Source organism: Variovorax sp. SG517, assembly GCF_013376045.1.
Taxonomy (GTDB): domain Bacteria; phylum Pseudomonadota; class Gammaproteobacteria; order Burkholderiales; family Burkholderiaceae_C; genus Variovorax.
The window spans coordinates 470,933-485,993 of sequence record NZ_JABMJG010000002.1 but is presented as its reverse complement, the minus strand read 5'-3'; the positions used below and the strand labels follow the sequence as shown (position 1 = coordinate 485,993).

Here is a 15,061-nt window from a genome sequence, read left to right as displayed (position 1 = left end):
TGCGCATCTTAGATGGCGCGCTCAGGTCCGACGTCGACCGCCGCCCCCGTGCGGGGCCCGGCGGCTAGGCAGTGGAGTCGGCCGTCGCGGCGCACTCTTCCAGCAGCGCGGCCGCCTGGGTGGCCTGCGCGACGATCTGCGCGCGCAGCGGCTGCCAGTCCAGGCTGAACGGCGCGATCAGGAACCACTGCGTGGTCAGGGCCAGCGCGCTGCCAAGAACGAGGAACACCCAGTGCACGACTTCCATCTACGCCCCCATGTATACAGAATCAGGAGCGGAAGTCTGCGTACTTCGCGGGCGTCGCGGTATCGCCAATTCGGGGGATGCCGTTCGCCAGAGCAGGACGCGAGGGGCCGGGGCCAGGACGCCCTCGAACGCGTCCGGCCCCACCCTTCCTACCGTGCCGGCAGGTACTGGCGCGGATCGACGGCATTGCCGCGGTAGCGGATCTCGAAGTGCAGCCTGGCGCGTCCGGCGTCCGGGCTGCCGATCTCGGCGAGCTTCTGGCCCTGCTTCACCTGCTGGCCCTGCTTGACCTGAACCGAGCGCAGGTTGGTGTAGACCGACATGTACGAGCCGCCGTGGTCGACCATGACCACGCTGCCATAGCCGCGCATCGTTTCCGTCACCGCCACCTTGCCCGCGCCGATGGACGCCACCGGGTCGCCGGTGTTGCCGCCGATGTCGATGCCCTTGCTGCTGCTGCCGTTGAAGCCCGTGATCACCTGGCCCGGCGCGGGCCAGGCCCAGTCGCTGCGTCTCGATGCGGGCGGCGCGGCCGGCTCCGGCGCCGCGGCCCTGGGAGGCCTGGGGCGCTCGGCGCGTTCGGGACGCTCCGCGCCCGGGCTCCTGCCCGCAGACGGTTCGGGCGATGCCCCGGAAGAAGCGCCGCCGCCCGGCGGCACCACGCGCAGCACCTGCCCTGCTTCCAGCTTGTCCGGGTCCTGCAGGTTGTTCCAGCGTGCGATGTCGCCCGGCGAACGGCCAGACTTCGACGCGATGCGGTAGAGCGTGTCGCCCGGCTGGACGACGTATTCGCCCGGCCCTGCCACCGGTGCCTTGGGCGACGTGGAGCACGCCGCCACCATCAATGCCGCGGCCAGCACCACGCCGGCACGCCAGTTCCTTCCTGTCACAACAACCACTAGCGGATTCCTTCCTGGATGACCTGGATCTCGCGCGCCCCGGTGCCCCGCGGCTACGCTCGAAGAATCCGGGAGGCTACCAGCAGTGGCCGGGCGATCGGCCGGCCGCGGGGTTTTTCGCTCGCGTGCGCCTGGCGATGCACATCAGCGAGAGCGCGCTGGAGGGCGCGCCGGGGTCGCGGCCCGACAGCAGGCTGCCCAGGCGGTACTTCCACTGCATCGGCCCGGCCTCTCCATCCAGGACGCGGGCCCCCGCCTGGTGGTTGTGCGGATGCACGCGCACCTCGAAGCCCAGCGGCGCCAGCGTGGCTTCGAAGAGCTCCCTGGTCACGCCATCGCCGGGCCGGTGGTGTATTGCCGTGCGCAGCCACCACGACTGCCGGCTGCCGGTCTTGTGGAAGCCGCGCCCCATCGCACGGTAGACCCACAGGCGCATGTTCCACAGCAGGCGGGCCAGCCCACGGTAGTCCCAAGCCGTCAACTGGGGATCGTGGTCGGTGACCAGCAGGCCGCCGGGCTTCACCAGGCGGGCGCCTTCCTCCAGCACCGCCTTCATGTCGTCGCAGTGATGCAGCGTGGCATTGATGGCGACGATGTCCGCCACCTGCGAGCGGAACGGCGTGTGCGCGGCATCCGCCAGCACCGCGATGTAGCCCTCGATCGCGGCAAGTTCCAGCGAGCCCGCTGCCACGTCGACGCCAATGAGCAATTTCGGCATGCCGCCCAGCGTTGCGAAGACATTGCCCGGCCCGCAGCCCAGGTCGATGACGACCTTGTCCGTCCAGTCGCCACAGGCGGCCAGCCAGCGGCGGCGGAAGTGTTCGTCCCGGTGGCAGGAGCCCAGATATTCCCGCGCCCACGCCTCGTTGCCGAAGTAGATCGCGTTGGCTGTCAATGCATCCGAATTACCGGGAAGAATTGATTCCAGATAATGGCCGCGGCGCTCCAGAACTACATCGGGTAATAGGATGTCGCCGAGCATTGTCAGGACCTGGTGAATTGGATTTGGCGCGAACAGCGCATCCTCACCAGTTTTTTCAATTTCCTGATTTTGTACAGATATTTCTTATACGGTTACAGGCATCGGCAATTCATAACAGTCGGCTCTGGGAGGATGTTTCATTTTTCGACACACTTCCGGTGCACTTTCCGCCTCGCTCGCAGGTGAAGCGAGGCCCGCGCCCGAGACGGCGGCGCGGCGGCCCGCCGAGGCGCCCCTCGCCCCTCCTTTCCCTCTTGCCGCCCCCTTGTTCCGCCTGAAGTCTCCCCAGGAGTACCCCTCCTCGACCGCGCTCTTGCGGCACCCGAGATGGGCCGCTGGACCGCTTTTTCACCACCGATGGCGCATCAGTTACCTCGTACTGGACGATTCGGGTAGTACGTTTCAGAAATAACATTATCCAGTTGTAACCAGGGCCTAAAGTACACACATCGGCTGCGGGAAACACCCTAGGATGAACACACGAAAAAACAGGTTCCAGCTTCTCATTCTTAATTGCGCGAATGGATTTTCCATTCGCTCAATTACTTTTGTCGTATTTCTTTTGGGATACTTACGTGGAAATTCAAACTGTTTCGCAGGCAGGCCAAGGCGATCCGGAGCTCGCTCTGGAAGACCTGTTCGTGTCGCGATCCAATTCGAAAGGATCGGCCAGCCGCCACGCCGCCTCCGCCACGCTCTCGCCCCATTTCGCGCGGAACCTGGCCGGCTCGCCGGCCATCGGCGGCCGGTTGCCGGACACCCTCTTCGTAGGCGCCTGGCTGCTGCTGGAGGCTCGCTGGCTCGGAAGCCTCTGGCCCGTACTGAATGAAGCAGGCGCGGGGCAGAACACGCCCGCGTGCTTCTCCACCACCGTCGCGTTCGACACCACCATGCCCGCAGGCCACTGGCTGGCGGAGCTGGACCTCGGCCGCCGCAGCGAACCGAAGCCCCGGCACGCCGCCGCGCCCGCGACGCTCTGGCTGCGCGAAGAAATGGACACACGGGGCACCGATGCTCCGCTGCGGCTGCGCTTCGACGCCGCCTCCGCATCGCTGCACGCCGACGCGGCCGCCGGCCTGATCGACTCCGCCACGCTCGAGCAGCTGCTCGCGGCACTCGCCGACACCGCCGAAGACCTGCTCGACCACCCCGATGCGGCCCTGGGCGACATCCGCACGCTGCCCCGCGCCCATCGTACGGAGCAACTCGGCGCCTGGAACATCGCCCTCTCGCCGATCGACCCAGCCCTCACGGTGCCCGCCATGTTCGCCCGGCAGGCCGCGGCGGCGCCCGACGCCATCGCCCTCGCGCAGGGCGAGGCCCGGATGAGCTACGGCGAGCTCGACCGGCAGTCCGACGATCTCGCCCGGCGCCTCCAGGCCCTGGGCGTTCGCGGCGGCGACAGCGTCGGCATGCTGCTCGACCGCTCGATGGCGGCCATCGTCGCCCAGCTCGGCATCCTCAAGGCCGGCGCCGCCTACGTACCGGTGCCGACCGACTACCCGCCCGAACGCATCGCCTACATGCTCGACGAGGCAGGCGCGCACCACGTGCTGGCCACGCAGGAGCACCGCCACCTCGTCCCCCCCCATCACGGCGTTTTTCTGGTCGACGAGCAGCAAGACAACGAAAACCGCACTTCATGGAATCCACCGGCCATCGACGCGGAATCGGTGGCCTACGTCATGTACACCTCGGGCTCGACGGGCACGCCCAAGGGCATCGAGATCTGCCATCGCTCGATCCTGCGGCTCGTCGTGGGCGTGGACTACGTTTCGCTCGCGCCCGGCCTCGCCATGCTGCACGCGGCCCCGCTGGGTTTCGATGCGGCCACGCTGGAAATCTGGGGCCCGCTGCTCAACGGCGGCTGCTGCGTGATCCATGACGAACGCGTGCCCACCGGCGCCGGGCTGGCCCGCACCATCGCGCGCCACGACGTGCACACCGCATGGCTCACGGCCGCGCTCTTCAATGCCGTCGTCGACGACGACCCGGCCCATCTTTCGGGCCTGCGGCATCTCTTCACCGGCGGCGAGGCGCTCTCCGTGCCGCACGTGCGCCGCGCGCTGGCCGCGCTGCCCGGCCTCGCGCTGAGCAACGGCTACGGCCCGACCGAATGCACCACCTTCGCGGCCACGCACCGCATCGCGTCGCCGCTGCCGGAAGACCTGCGCTCGGTGCCGCTCGGCCGGCCCATCAAGGACACCGTGCTGCGCGTGCTCAGTCCCTCGATGGCGCTGCTGCCGACCGGCTTCGTCGGCGAGCTGTGCATCGGCGGCCACGGGCTGGCGCGCGGCTATCTGCGGCAGCCTGAACTCAGTGCCACGCGCTTCGTGCCCGACCCCTTCGGCGCCCCTGGCGACCGGCTCTACCGCACCGGCGATCTCGCGCGCTGGCTGCCGGACGGCACCATCGAATTCATCGGCCGGCGCGACGGCCAGGTGAAGATCCACGGCCACCGCATCGAGACCGGCGAGGTGGAGGCGGCGATCCTCTCGCATCCCGGCGTGCAGTCGTGCGCGGTGGTCGCCCGGCCAGACGGCAGCAGTGGGCAGTTGCGCCTCGTGGCCTATCTGGTTTCGCAGTCTGTAGAAGAACGGCCGTCGTGGGAGGCCCTGCGCGCCCATCTCGGCGAGCGCCTGCCCGCGGCCATGGTGCCGGCCGCCCAGGTCTGGCTCGACCGGCTTCCGGTCACCCCCAACGGCAAGCTCGACCGCAAGGCGCTGCCCGAGCCGGCCGGCGAACGCCCCGAGCTCGCGCAGCCTTTCGAGGAAGCGCGCGGCGCCATCGAACGGCAGGTGTGCGATGCCTTCGCCCGCGCGCTGCGCATCTCGAAGGTCGGCCGCAACGACAACTTCTTCGACCTGGGCGGCGATTCGCTCCTGGTGCTGCAGGTGCTGGCCGATCTCCGCCGCAGCACGGGCACGCCGCTGTCCACCAATCTTTTCTTCCGCAATCCCACGCCAAAAGCGATGGGTGCGCGGATGCAGCCGGCGGACGAACAGCCCGCCACGGCCGCTGCGGCCGGTTCCAAGGATCGACCGACCGCAGCGGCCACCCATGCTGAAGACGCCGTCGCGCTGATCGCCACCGCCGGGCGCTTTCCCGGCGCCGCCGACGTGGAGCAGTTCTGGGACAACCTCGTCGCCGGCCGCGACACCATCAGCTTCTTCGACGACGCCACGCTCGACGCGGGCATCTCCGAGGCCCTGCGCAACGACCCGGCCTACGTGCGTGCGCGCGGCGTGATCGACGGCATCGAGAACTTCGACGCCGCCTTCTTCGGCATCGGCCCGAAGGAAGCACAGCTCATGGACCCGCAGCAGCGCGTGTTCCTCGAGATCTGCTGGGAAGCCCTGGAGCGCGCCGGCTACGTGCCCGACGCGGCTCCGGGCCCGGTGGGCGTGTACGCCGGCATGTACAACGCCACCTATTTCCAGCGCCACGTGAGCACCCGGCCCGACTTGGTGGAGCCGGTGGGCGAGTTCCAGGTGATGCTGGCCAACGAGAAGGACTACATCACCACGCGGGTGGCGAACCGGCTCAACCTCACGGGCCCGGCCGTCAGCGTGCACACCGCCTGCTCGACCTCGCTGGTGGCGGTGGCGCACGCCTTCCATGCGCTGCGCACGGGCCAGTGCTACATGGCGCTGGCGGGCGGCGCCTCGGTCACCTGCCCGCCGCGCAGCGGCTATCTCTACAACGAGGGCTCGATGCTCTCGCCCGACGGCCACACGCGCAGCTTCGACGCGCAGGCCCAGGGCACCGTCTTCAGCGACGGCGCGGCCGTGGTGCTGCTCAAGCGCCTGGCCGACGCGCAGGCCGACGGCGACACCATCTACGCCGTGCTGCGCAGCGCTTGCGTGAACAACGACGGCGGCGCCAAGGCCAGCTTCACCGCGCCCAGCGTCGACGGACAGGCCGCGGTGATCCGCGCGGCGCTGGCGGCGGCCGACGTGGACGCGCGCAGCATCTCCTACGTCGAGGCGCACGGCACCGCCACGCCGATGGGCGACCCGATCGAGGTCGAGGCGCTGGCCGTCGCCTATGCCGAGCACACCGATGCGCTGGGCTTCTGCACGCTGGGCTCGCTCAAGAGCAACGTGGGCCACATGGTCACGGCGGCGGGCGCGGCCGGGCTCATCAAGACGGCGCTGGCGCTGCACCACGAGCAGATTCCGCCGACGGTTCATTTCAGCGCGCCGAACCCGTCGATCGACTTCGCGCGCACGCCCTTCCACGTGACCGCGAGCCTGCAGCCGTGGCCGCGCGCCGCCCAGCCGCGCCGCGCGGGCGTCAGTTCCTTCGGCGTCGGCGGCACCAATGCACACGTCATCGTCGAGGAGGCGCCACCCCGGCCGGCTTCGCCGCCCGCTGCGGGCGAGCAGGTGCTGCTGCTTTCCGCGCGCTCCGAGGCAGCGCTCGCCGTGGCCGCCGGGCAGCTCGCGTCGCACCTCGAAGCCCATCCGGAGCTTGCGCTGGCCGACGTGGCCCACACCCTCGCGGTCGGCCGCAAGGCCCACGCCTTCCGCCGCGCGGTGGTGGCCGGCAGCACGGCCGATGCCGCGGCCTCCCTGCGAGACACCGGCTCGACCGGCACCGTCAGCGGCCGCGCCGCCTCGAGCGAACCCCAACTCGTGCTGATGTTCCCCGGACAGGGCGCGCAGTACGCCGGCATGGGCCGCAACCTGCACGCGAAGGACCCGGTGTTCGCCGCCGCCTTCGACGACTGCATGGCCGCCCTGGAAGGCGTGACGGATTTCGACCTGCGCGAGCGCATGTTCTCGGACGACCCGCAGGCGCTGTCGCCCACCGCCGCCACGCAGCCCGCGATCTTCGCGCTCGAATACGCGCTCGCCCGGCGGCTGCTGGCGCTGGGTGCGCGGCCGCATGCGCTGATCGGCCACAGCGTCGGCGAATTCGTCGCGGCGGTGATCGCGGGCGTGATGCGCCTCGAAGACGCCGCCCGGCTCGTGGCCCGCCGCGGCGCTCTCATGCAGGCGCAGCCGGCCGGCGCGATGCTGTCGGTGCGCCTTGGCGCGGCGCAGCTCGCCGAAAGGCTGGGCCCGCAGCTTTCGCTGGCCTCGGAGAACAGCCCCACGGCCTGCGTCGCGGCCGGCCCCTTCGACGCCATCGCGGCACTGCAGTCCGCGCTGGAAGCCGAGGGCATTCCGAGCCGCCCGCTGCAGACCTCGCACGCCTTCCACTCGGCCATGATGGACGCGGCCGTCGCGCCCTTCGAGGCCCTGGTGGCCAAGGTCGCGCTGAGCGCGCCGCAGATCCGGATCCATTCCACGCTCACCGGCAAGCCGCTCGACGATGCCGAGGCCACGAGCCCGTCCTACTGGGCCAGGCACCTGCGCGGCACGGTGCGCTTCTCGCCGGCCGTGCGCGGCGCGATGGCGCAGACGGCGAATCCGCTGTTCGTCGAGGCCGGCCCGCGCAACACGCTCTCGACGCTGGTGCGCCAGCACGGCGCGAGCAACGCCTTCGCGCTGCTGCACGTGGAGCCCGGAGGCCTGGCCGACGAGGCCCGCACCCTGCGCCTGGCGCTGGGCCGCCTCTGGACCTGCGGCGCCGACATCGAACTCTCCCGCCTGACGGCCCGCGCCGGCGCCCAGCGCGTGCGCCTGCCCACCACGCCCTTCGAGCGCAAGCGCTGCTGGGTCGACATCGCTTCTTCCTCCGACGTTTCCGCCGCCGCGGCCGCGCCCGCCGCTGCCACGCCCACGCCCTTCGTACCACCCGTTTCCCTGGAGCCGATCGTGACTGCTGCAACGCCCTCGCCTCTTCCTCCTCCTTCCGGCGGCTCGTCCGTCGACACGCGCCTGCGCGCGCTGTTCGAGGACATCTCCGGCCTAGACATGGCACAGGCCGAGGGCCAGGCGCCCTTCGGCGAGCTGGGCCTGGACTCGCTCACGCTGACCCAGGCGGCCACGCAGATCAAGAAGCACTTCAAGGTGAACGTCAGCTTCCGCCAGCTGATGGAGAACTACCGCGGCTTCGACGCGCTCTCTGCCTTCCTGCGCGAGAGCCTGCCGCCCGAGGCTGCGCCCGCGCCGGTGGCTGCTGCGGCAGCCGCGCCAGCCGAAACCGCGGTCTCCGTATCACGGATGGCGCCGCAGCAGCCGGTGCCGGTGGCCATGCCGGTCTACATGCCGATGCAAGGCAGCGCCGTCATGGGTGAGGCCCAGTTGCCCCAGCTGATTTCGCAACAGATGGAATTGATGCGGCAGCAGCTCGCGCTGCTGTCGGGCGCCGTTCCCGCCGCGCCGCTGGTAACTCTGCAGCCGGTGATGCCGGCCCAGGCCGCGCCTGCGGCGGCTCCGGCAACGCAGGCCTCCCCCGCATCCGCCGAGGAGCCCGCCCAGCCCGTGCGCTACGACGTGAGCAAGGCTTTCGGCGCCATCGCCCGCATCCACACCCAGCGCACCACCGAGCCCAGCGGCCGGCAGAAGGCGCGGCTGGCAGCCTTCGTGCGCCGCTACGTGGAGCGCACGCGCAAGAGCAAGGAATTCACCGAGGCCAACCGGGCCCACATGGCCGATCCGCGCGTGGTCAACGGCTTCCGGCCGATCACGAAGGAGATCACCTATCAGATCGTCATCGAGCGCTCCAAGGGCTCGAGGATGTGGGACCTCGACGGCAACGAGTACGTCGACGCGCTCAACGGCTTCGGCATGAACATGTTCGGCTGGCAGCCCGACTTCGTGCAGGAGGCCGTGCGCCGGCAACTCGACGCCGGCTACGAGATCGGCCCGCAGCATCCGCTGGCGGCCGAGGTCACGGCGCTGGTGTGCGAGCTCACCGGCAACGACCGTGCGGGCCTGTGCAACACCGGCTCCGAGGCCGTGATGGCGGCGCTGCGCATCGCGCGCACCGTCACCGGCCGCAGCACGGTGGTGGTGTTCACCGGCTCCTACCACGGCACTTTCGACGAGGTACTGGTGCGCGCCGGCAAGGGCGGCAAGGGCCTGTCGGCCGCGCCCGGCGTGATGAGCGGCATGTTCGGCGACATCCGCGTGCTCGACTACGGCACGCCCGAGGCACTGGCGTTCATCCGCGAGAACGCCGACGACCTGGCCGCCGTGCTGGCCGAGCCCGTGCAGAGCCGCCGGCCCGACTTCCAGCCGCGCGAGTTCCTGCACGAGCTGCGCGAGATCACCGCGCAGAACGGCTGCTGCCTGATCTTCGACGAGGTCATCACCGGCTTTCGCACCGCGCTGGGCGGCGCGCAGGAGTTCTTCGGCGTGCGCGCCGACCTGGCCACCTACGGCAAGGTGATCGGCGGTGGCTTCCCGGTGGGCGTGATCGCGGGCAAGCGCGAGTTCATGGACGCGCTCGACGGCGGCGCCTGGCAGTACGGCGACGACTCCATTCCCGGCGTGGGCGTGACCTACTTCGCGGGCACCTTCGTGCGCCACCCGCTCGCGCTCGCGGCGGCGAAGGCCTCGCTCGCGCACCTGAAGGAAGCCGGGCCGTCGCTGCAGTCGGGGCTCAACGCGAGCACCACCGCCATGGCCGCGGAACTCACCGGCTGGTGCAGGGAGGTGGGCGCGCCCATCGAGGTCCGCCACTTCGCGTCGCTCTGGCGCGTGAGCTGGCTCGAAGACCATCCGCTGCAAGACCTGCTGTTCGCCATGATGCGCAGCCGCGGGGTCCACATCCTGGACAACTTCCCGTGCTTCCTCACCAGCGCGCACAGCGCCGAGGACATCGCCTTCATCCAGCGCGCCTTCAAGGAATCGGTCGCGGAGATGCAGGAGTCGGGCTTCCTGCCGCGCCGCGCGATTCCCGTCACCGGCTTCGACATCCACAAGCCGGCCGAAGAAGGCAGCGTGCTTGCCCGCGACATCGACGGCCAGCCCTTCTGGTACGTGCCCGACACGGCACCCGCCAGTCACGCCCTCGTCAATGGAAAGGCCGCAGCATGAACGCCGTTCTCAAGCCCACCGCGAGCGGTGGGATCGTCGAATCCATCATCGCGACCACGCCGTCGCAGCGCGAAGTCTGGCTCGGCGCCACGCTGGGCACGGAAGCCTCGATGGCCTACAACGAATCGGTGGTGCTGCGCCTGCGCGGGGAACTCGACCAGCCCGCCCTCTCGCGCGCCATGGACCGCCTGCTCGCGCGCCACCAGGCACTGCGCTCCACCATCTCGCCCGACGGCGCCTGCATGCTGGTGAGCCAGCCCCGCGCGAACGTCATGGCCGGGCACGACCTGTCCGCGCTCGAGCCCGAAGCCCGTGCCCAGGCGCTGCGCGACGCGCACGAGGACGCGGTCTGCACGCCGTTCCCGCTGGAGCACGGCCCGCTGTTCAGGGCGGTGCTCTACCGGCTCGGCAGGGCCGAGCACGAATTGGTGATGTCGGCGCACCACGTGGTGTGCGACGGCTGGTCGTGGGCGGTCATCACCGAGCAGCTGGGCCACCTGTATGCCGAGGAAACCGGCACCGGGCTGAAGCTCAAGGCCGCGCCCCTCTTCGCCGACTTCGCCGCCGAGGAAGCCGCCGCCGCGGCGCATCCGGACATGCAGGCGCACGTCGACTACTGGCTGGGCCGCTTCCCCGGCAGCCCGCTGCCGGTGCTCGACCTGCCGCTGGACCGCCCGCGCCCGGCCGCGCGCACCTTCAATTCGCGCCGCGCCGAGCGCCTGCTCGACAGGCGCCTGGTCGCCTCGGTGCGCACCACCAGCACCAAGGCTGGCATCAGCCTCTTCACCGGCCTGCTCAGCGGCTTTGTCGCCACGCTGCACCGGCTCACGGGGCAGGATGACATCGTGGTCGGCATTCCCGCCTCGGGCCAGCTCGCGCACGACATGCCCGGCCTGGTCGGCCATTGCGTGAATCTGCTGCCGCTTCGCCTGGCCGCGCGCGCCGACATGCGCTTCGACGCGCTGATGGACGAATGCAGCACCGCCGTGCTCGACGCCTTCGACCACCAGGCGCTCACCTACGGCGCGCTGCTGAGCCAGCTCTCGCTGGAGCGCGACCCGAGCCGGCTGCCGCTGGTGAGCGTGGCCTTCAATGTCGACCCCGACGTGGCCAGCAGCGCGCAGGCCTTCACCACGCTGGACGTGGTGCAGGACACCATCGCCCGCCGCTACGAGAACTTCGAGCTCTTCGTGAACCTGCGCCCGCTCGACGGCGGCCTGATGGTGGAGGCGCAGTACAACACCGACCTCTTCGACGAGGTCAGCGTGCAGCGCTGGCTCGACATGTTCGAGTGCGTGCTGCAGTCGGCCTCGCACAGGCCCGACGAAACGGTCGGCAGGCTCGAAGTGCTGTCGGCCGAGGCCGCGCGCGCCCTGCTCGCCCTGCAGCCGGCGCGGGTGCCGCTGGTCGGGGCGCCGCTGGCGCATGCCGGCTTCGTCGCGCGCACGCCGCTGCAGCCCGACCGCCCCGCGGTGCGCGACGGCGCCCGCAGTTGCAGCTACGGCGAGCTCGAGTCGCTCTCCAACCGCCTTGCCCGTGCGCTGCGCGCGCGCGGCGTGGGCCGCGGCCAGCGCGTGGGCCTGTGCCTGGAGCGCAGCCTCGAGATGGTCGTCGCGATGCTGGGCGTGCTGAAGGCCGGCGCGTCCTACGTGCCGCTGGACACCGCCTTCCCGCAGGCCCGGCTCGACCACTACGCCAGCGACGCGAAGCTCGCGCTGATGCTGACCTCGTCGGACATCGCGGTCGCGCCGCGCGACTGGCGTGGCGACGCGGGCCAGCGCATCTTCGAGATCGACCGCGACGCCGAATGGCGGCAGCTCTCCGGCGATCCGCTGCCGCCGAGCGCCGACGACCCGCAGTCGGAAGACGCCGCCTACGTGATCTACACCTCGGGCTCGACCGGCCTGCCCAAGGGCGTGATCGCCCATCACCGCGGCGTGGCGCACCTGCTGCAGTGGATGCAGCGCGAGTCGGGCATCGGCCCGGCCGACCGCATCGCCGCCGTGACGACGCTGTCCTTCGACATGGCCGTGCCCGACCTGCTGCTGCCGCTGGCCGCCGGCGCCGAGCTGGTGATGGTGAAACGCGAAGTGGCGATGGACGGCAACCGCCTGTCGCGCGCGCTCGACGAGGAACAGATCACCCTGCTGCAGGCCACGCCCGGCATGTGGCAGCTGCTGCTCGACGCCCAATGGGCCGGCGGCGCGCCGGGCTTTCGCGGCTGGACCGGCGGCGAGGCGCTGCGCCCGAGCATGGCGCTGGCGTTGTGCGAGCGCATGGAAGGCCTGTGGAACGGCTACGGGCCGACCGAGACCACCGTGTACTCCACCGCCTGGCACGTGCGCCCCGAGGAAATCGCCTCGCGCGGCGTCTCCATCGGCAGGCCGGTGGACAACACCGAGATCTGGATCCTCGATGCCGACCTGCAGCCCTGCCCCATCGGCGTGCCGGGCGAGATCTGCATCGCGGGTGAAGGCGTTTCATTGGGCTACCTCGACCGGCCCGAGCTGACCGCCGAGCGCTTCGTCACGGTGCGCATCTTCGGCACCCCCATGAAGATGTACCGCTCCGGCGACCGCGGACGCTGGCGCAACGACGGCCTGCTCGACCACCTCGGGCGGCTCGACTTCCAGGTGAAGGTGCGCGGCTACCGCATCGAGCCCGGCGAGATCGAGGTGCGCTGTTGCGAAGTGGCGGGCGTCTCGCGCGCCGTGGTCGTGGCCCGCGAGGACAACCCCGGCGACGTGCGCCTGGTGGCCTACCTCGCGCTCAAGCAGGGCGCCGGCTTCGACCTCGAGACGCTGATGGTGCACCTGCGCAAGCACCTGCCGGCCTTCATGCTGCCGCAGCACGTGGTGACGATGGACGTGCTGCCCAAGCTGGCCAACGGCAAGATCGACCGCGTGTCGCTGCCGCCCCCGCAGGCGGTGGCGCGCGACGAGGTGCGCCGCGGCGCCGGCCCGCGCAACGAGCACGAGCGCAAGGTGCTCGCGCTCATGGAGAAGGTGCTGAGCCTGCCGGGCCTCGACATGCACGACGACTTCTTCACCATGGGTGGCCATTCGCTGTTGGCGGCGCGGCTCACCACGCTGCTGAGCCGCGAGTTCCAGGTGACGGTGCCGCTGCGCACCCTCTTCGAGTCGCCCACGGCCGAGAAGCTGGCGGCGTCCATCCAGGCGCTGCAGGGCGCGGGCGTGGGGCTGCAGGCACCGATCGGGCGCAGCGCCGGGCGCACCACCGCGCCGCTGACCATGGCGCAGGAGCGCATCCGCTTCATGGAGCAGCTGCATCCAGGCCGCTCGGTCTACAACGCGCCCTCCGCGCAGCGGCTCACGGGGCAGCTCGACCCCGCGCGCTTCGAGGACGCGCTGCGCCAGATCATCCACCGCCAGCCCTCGCTGCGCACCCGCATCGACATCGACGCGGAAAGCGGAAGGCCGGTGCAGGCGATAGCGGAGTCTGCGGAATTCACGCTGCCGCTGGTCGACCTGCGCGACCTGCCCGCCGACCAGCGCGAGGCCGAGCTGGCCGAGCGCATGCAGGAGCTGGCGGACCGCCCCATCGACATCCACGCCGCGCCGATGATGCACGCGACGCTGTTCAGGCTGGACGACAACGAGCACGTGTTCCAGTTCGTGCCGCACCACCTGATCTGGGACGGCTGGTCCTTCGACCTGATGCAGCGCGAACTGGCCGCGTTCTACGACGCCGCCGAACGCGGGCGCCCGCACAACCTGCCGCCGCTCATGACCACCCAGGGCGACTACGCCCAGTGGCTGGAGAAGTGGCTGACCGAGCCCGCCTGCGAGGAGCAGCTCGCCTTCTGGCGCGGCCGCCTCGAAGGCGCCAGGGCCGTGCGCCCGCCGGTGACCGACATGCCCCGGCGCGCCGGCAAGAGCGGCCAGGGCGGCGCGCACTGGATCCACATCGACCTGCAGAGCACCCAGCGGCTGCGCGAGATCGCCCGCGACATGGACGTGACGCTGAGCATGCTCACCTTCGGCGTGTACGCGCTGACCATGGCCCAGGTGACCGGCAACGAGGCCATCGTCATCGCCAACCCGGTGCGCGGGCGCCAGCAGGCCGAGACCGAGGACGTGATGGGCTTCTTCAACAACGTGCTGCCGGTCTCCCTCACGGTCGACCGCTCGCTGGCGCTGCCCGCCTTCATGCGCTACGTGAAGCAGGAGCTGCTGTCGATGATGAACAACCAGCAGGTGCCGTTCGAGCGCCTGATGGCCGAGCCGGGCTACGCGGGGCAGATCAAGACCTCGGGGCCCTACCAGTCGATGTTCTCGTTCCAGGACGCCCGCGAGCGCACGCGTTCCATCGGCAGCCTGCAGACCCGCCAGATGCACGTGATGCAGCACGGCGCCACCGACGACATCGGCGTGTGGCTGATGGACAAGCCGCACGGACTGGAAGGCGCGCTCATCTACAACGCCGACGTGTACCTGCGCGAGACCGGCGCCCAGTTGCGCGAGCGGTACCTGGAGGTGCTGCACCGCGTGGCCGAGGAGCCCGGTGCCACGCTCGAGCGGATCGCCGACACCGAAGGCTCGACCAGCGCGGCCTACCTGCGCAAGCTGGCCGCGAGCGACGACGGCAGGAGCGCCACGGCCGGTGCCGCCAACGGCGACGCGCCCAAGGCGAAGCAGAGCCAGCTCGAGCCCGAGCAGGCGCAGCTGGCCCTCATCTGGGCCGGCGTGATCGGCATCGACGTCAACGACATCCGCGCCAGCGACAACTTCTTCGACCTCGGCGGCGATTCGCTGCTGGTGCTGCGCGCGGTGCAGCAGGCCGCGCAGACGCTGGGGCACCGCGTGGAGCCGCGCCGCTACCTGTTCGAGAACCTCGGGCAGATCGCCTCGTCGGCGCGCGGCGCAAGCGAAGGCGTGCCTTCGGATCTCGCGGAGCTGGCCGCCGGCACGGCCGCGCAGGCGCATCGCGGCGGGCTGCTCGGCGCCCTGGGCGGCTGGCTGCGCAAGGGGTGATCGAC

General features: G+C 70.6%; 5 protein-coding genes. 2 read left to right on the top strand and 3 right to left on the bottom strand.

The genetic code is table 11. The features are described from left to right. Positions 1-64 precede the first annotated feature (64 nt). The 3 genes from FHT32_RS07760 to FHT32_RS07750 all read right to left on the bottom strand — a co-directional run bounded on the left by FHT32_RS07760 (position 65) and on the right by FHT32_RS07750 (position 2,041). Complete coding sequence (locus FHT32_RS07760; protein WP_176664056.1) at positions 65-247, bottom strand: hypothetical protein; 183 nt, start codon at positions 245-247, stop codon at positions 65-67. Positions 248-396: 149 nt separating this feature from the next. Further along, entirely contained in the window at positions 397-1,146 is a 750-nt protein-coding gene (locus tag FHT32_RS07755) for a peptidoglycan DD-metalloendopeptidase family protein (RefSeq protein WP_371132145.1), read from the bottom strand. Between the two features lie 76 nt (positions 1,147-1,222). After that, the gene (locus FHT32_RS07750; protein ID WP_256098916.1) at positions 1,223-2,041 is read right to left on the bottom strand and encodes a class I SAM-dependent methyltransferase; all 819 of its coding nucleotides are present in this window, start codon (positions 2,039-2,041) and stop codon (positions 1,223-1,225) included. A gap of 728 nt (positions 2,042-2,769) precedes the next feature. Here FHT32_RS07750 and FHT32_RS07745 point away from each other — a divergent pair. Beyond that, positions 2,770-10,062: an amino acid adenylation domain-containing protein gene (locus FHT32_RS07745; RefSeq protein ID WP_371132144.1), complete on the top strand. Its 7,293-nt coding sequence runs from the start codon at positions 2,770-2,772 to the stop codon at positions 10,060-10,062. Next, entirely contained in the window at positions 10,059-15,056 is a 4,998-nt protein-coding gene (locus FHT32_RS07740) for a non-ribosomal peptide synthetase (protein WP_176664053.1), read from the top strand. Before FHT32_RS07745 ends, FHT32_RS07740 begins: the two co-directional genes overlap by 4 nt. Positions 15,057-15,061 lie beyond the last annotated feature (5 nt).

Bases quoted from the DNA above. Each gene is read 5' to 3' on its own strand.
- FHT32_RS07740 (WP_176664053.1), top strand. From the start codon at position 10,059: ATGAACGCCGTTCTCAAGCCCACCGCGAGCGGTGGGATCGTCGAATCC.
- FHT32_RS07760 (WP_176664056.1), bottom strand. From the start codon at position 247: ATGGAAGTCGTGCACTGGGTGTTCCTCGTTCTTGGCAGCGCGCTGGCC.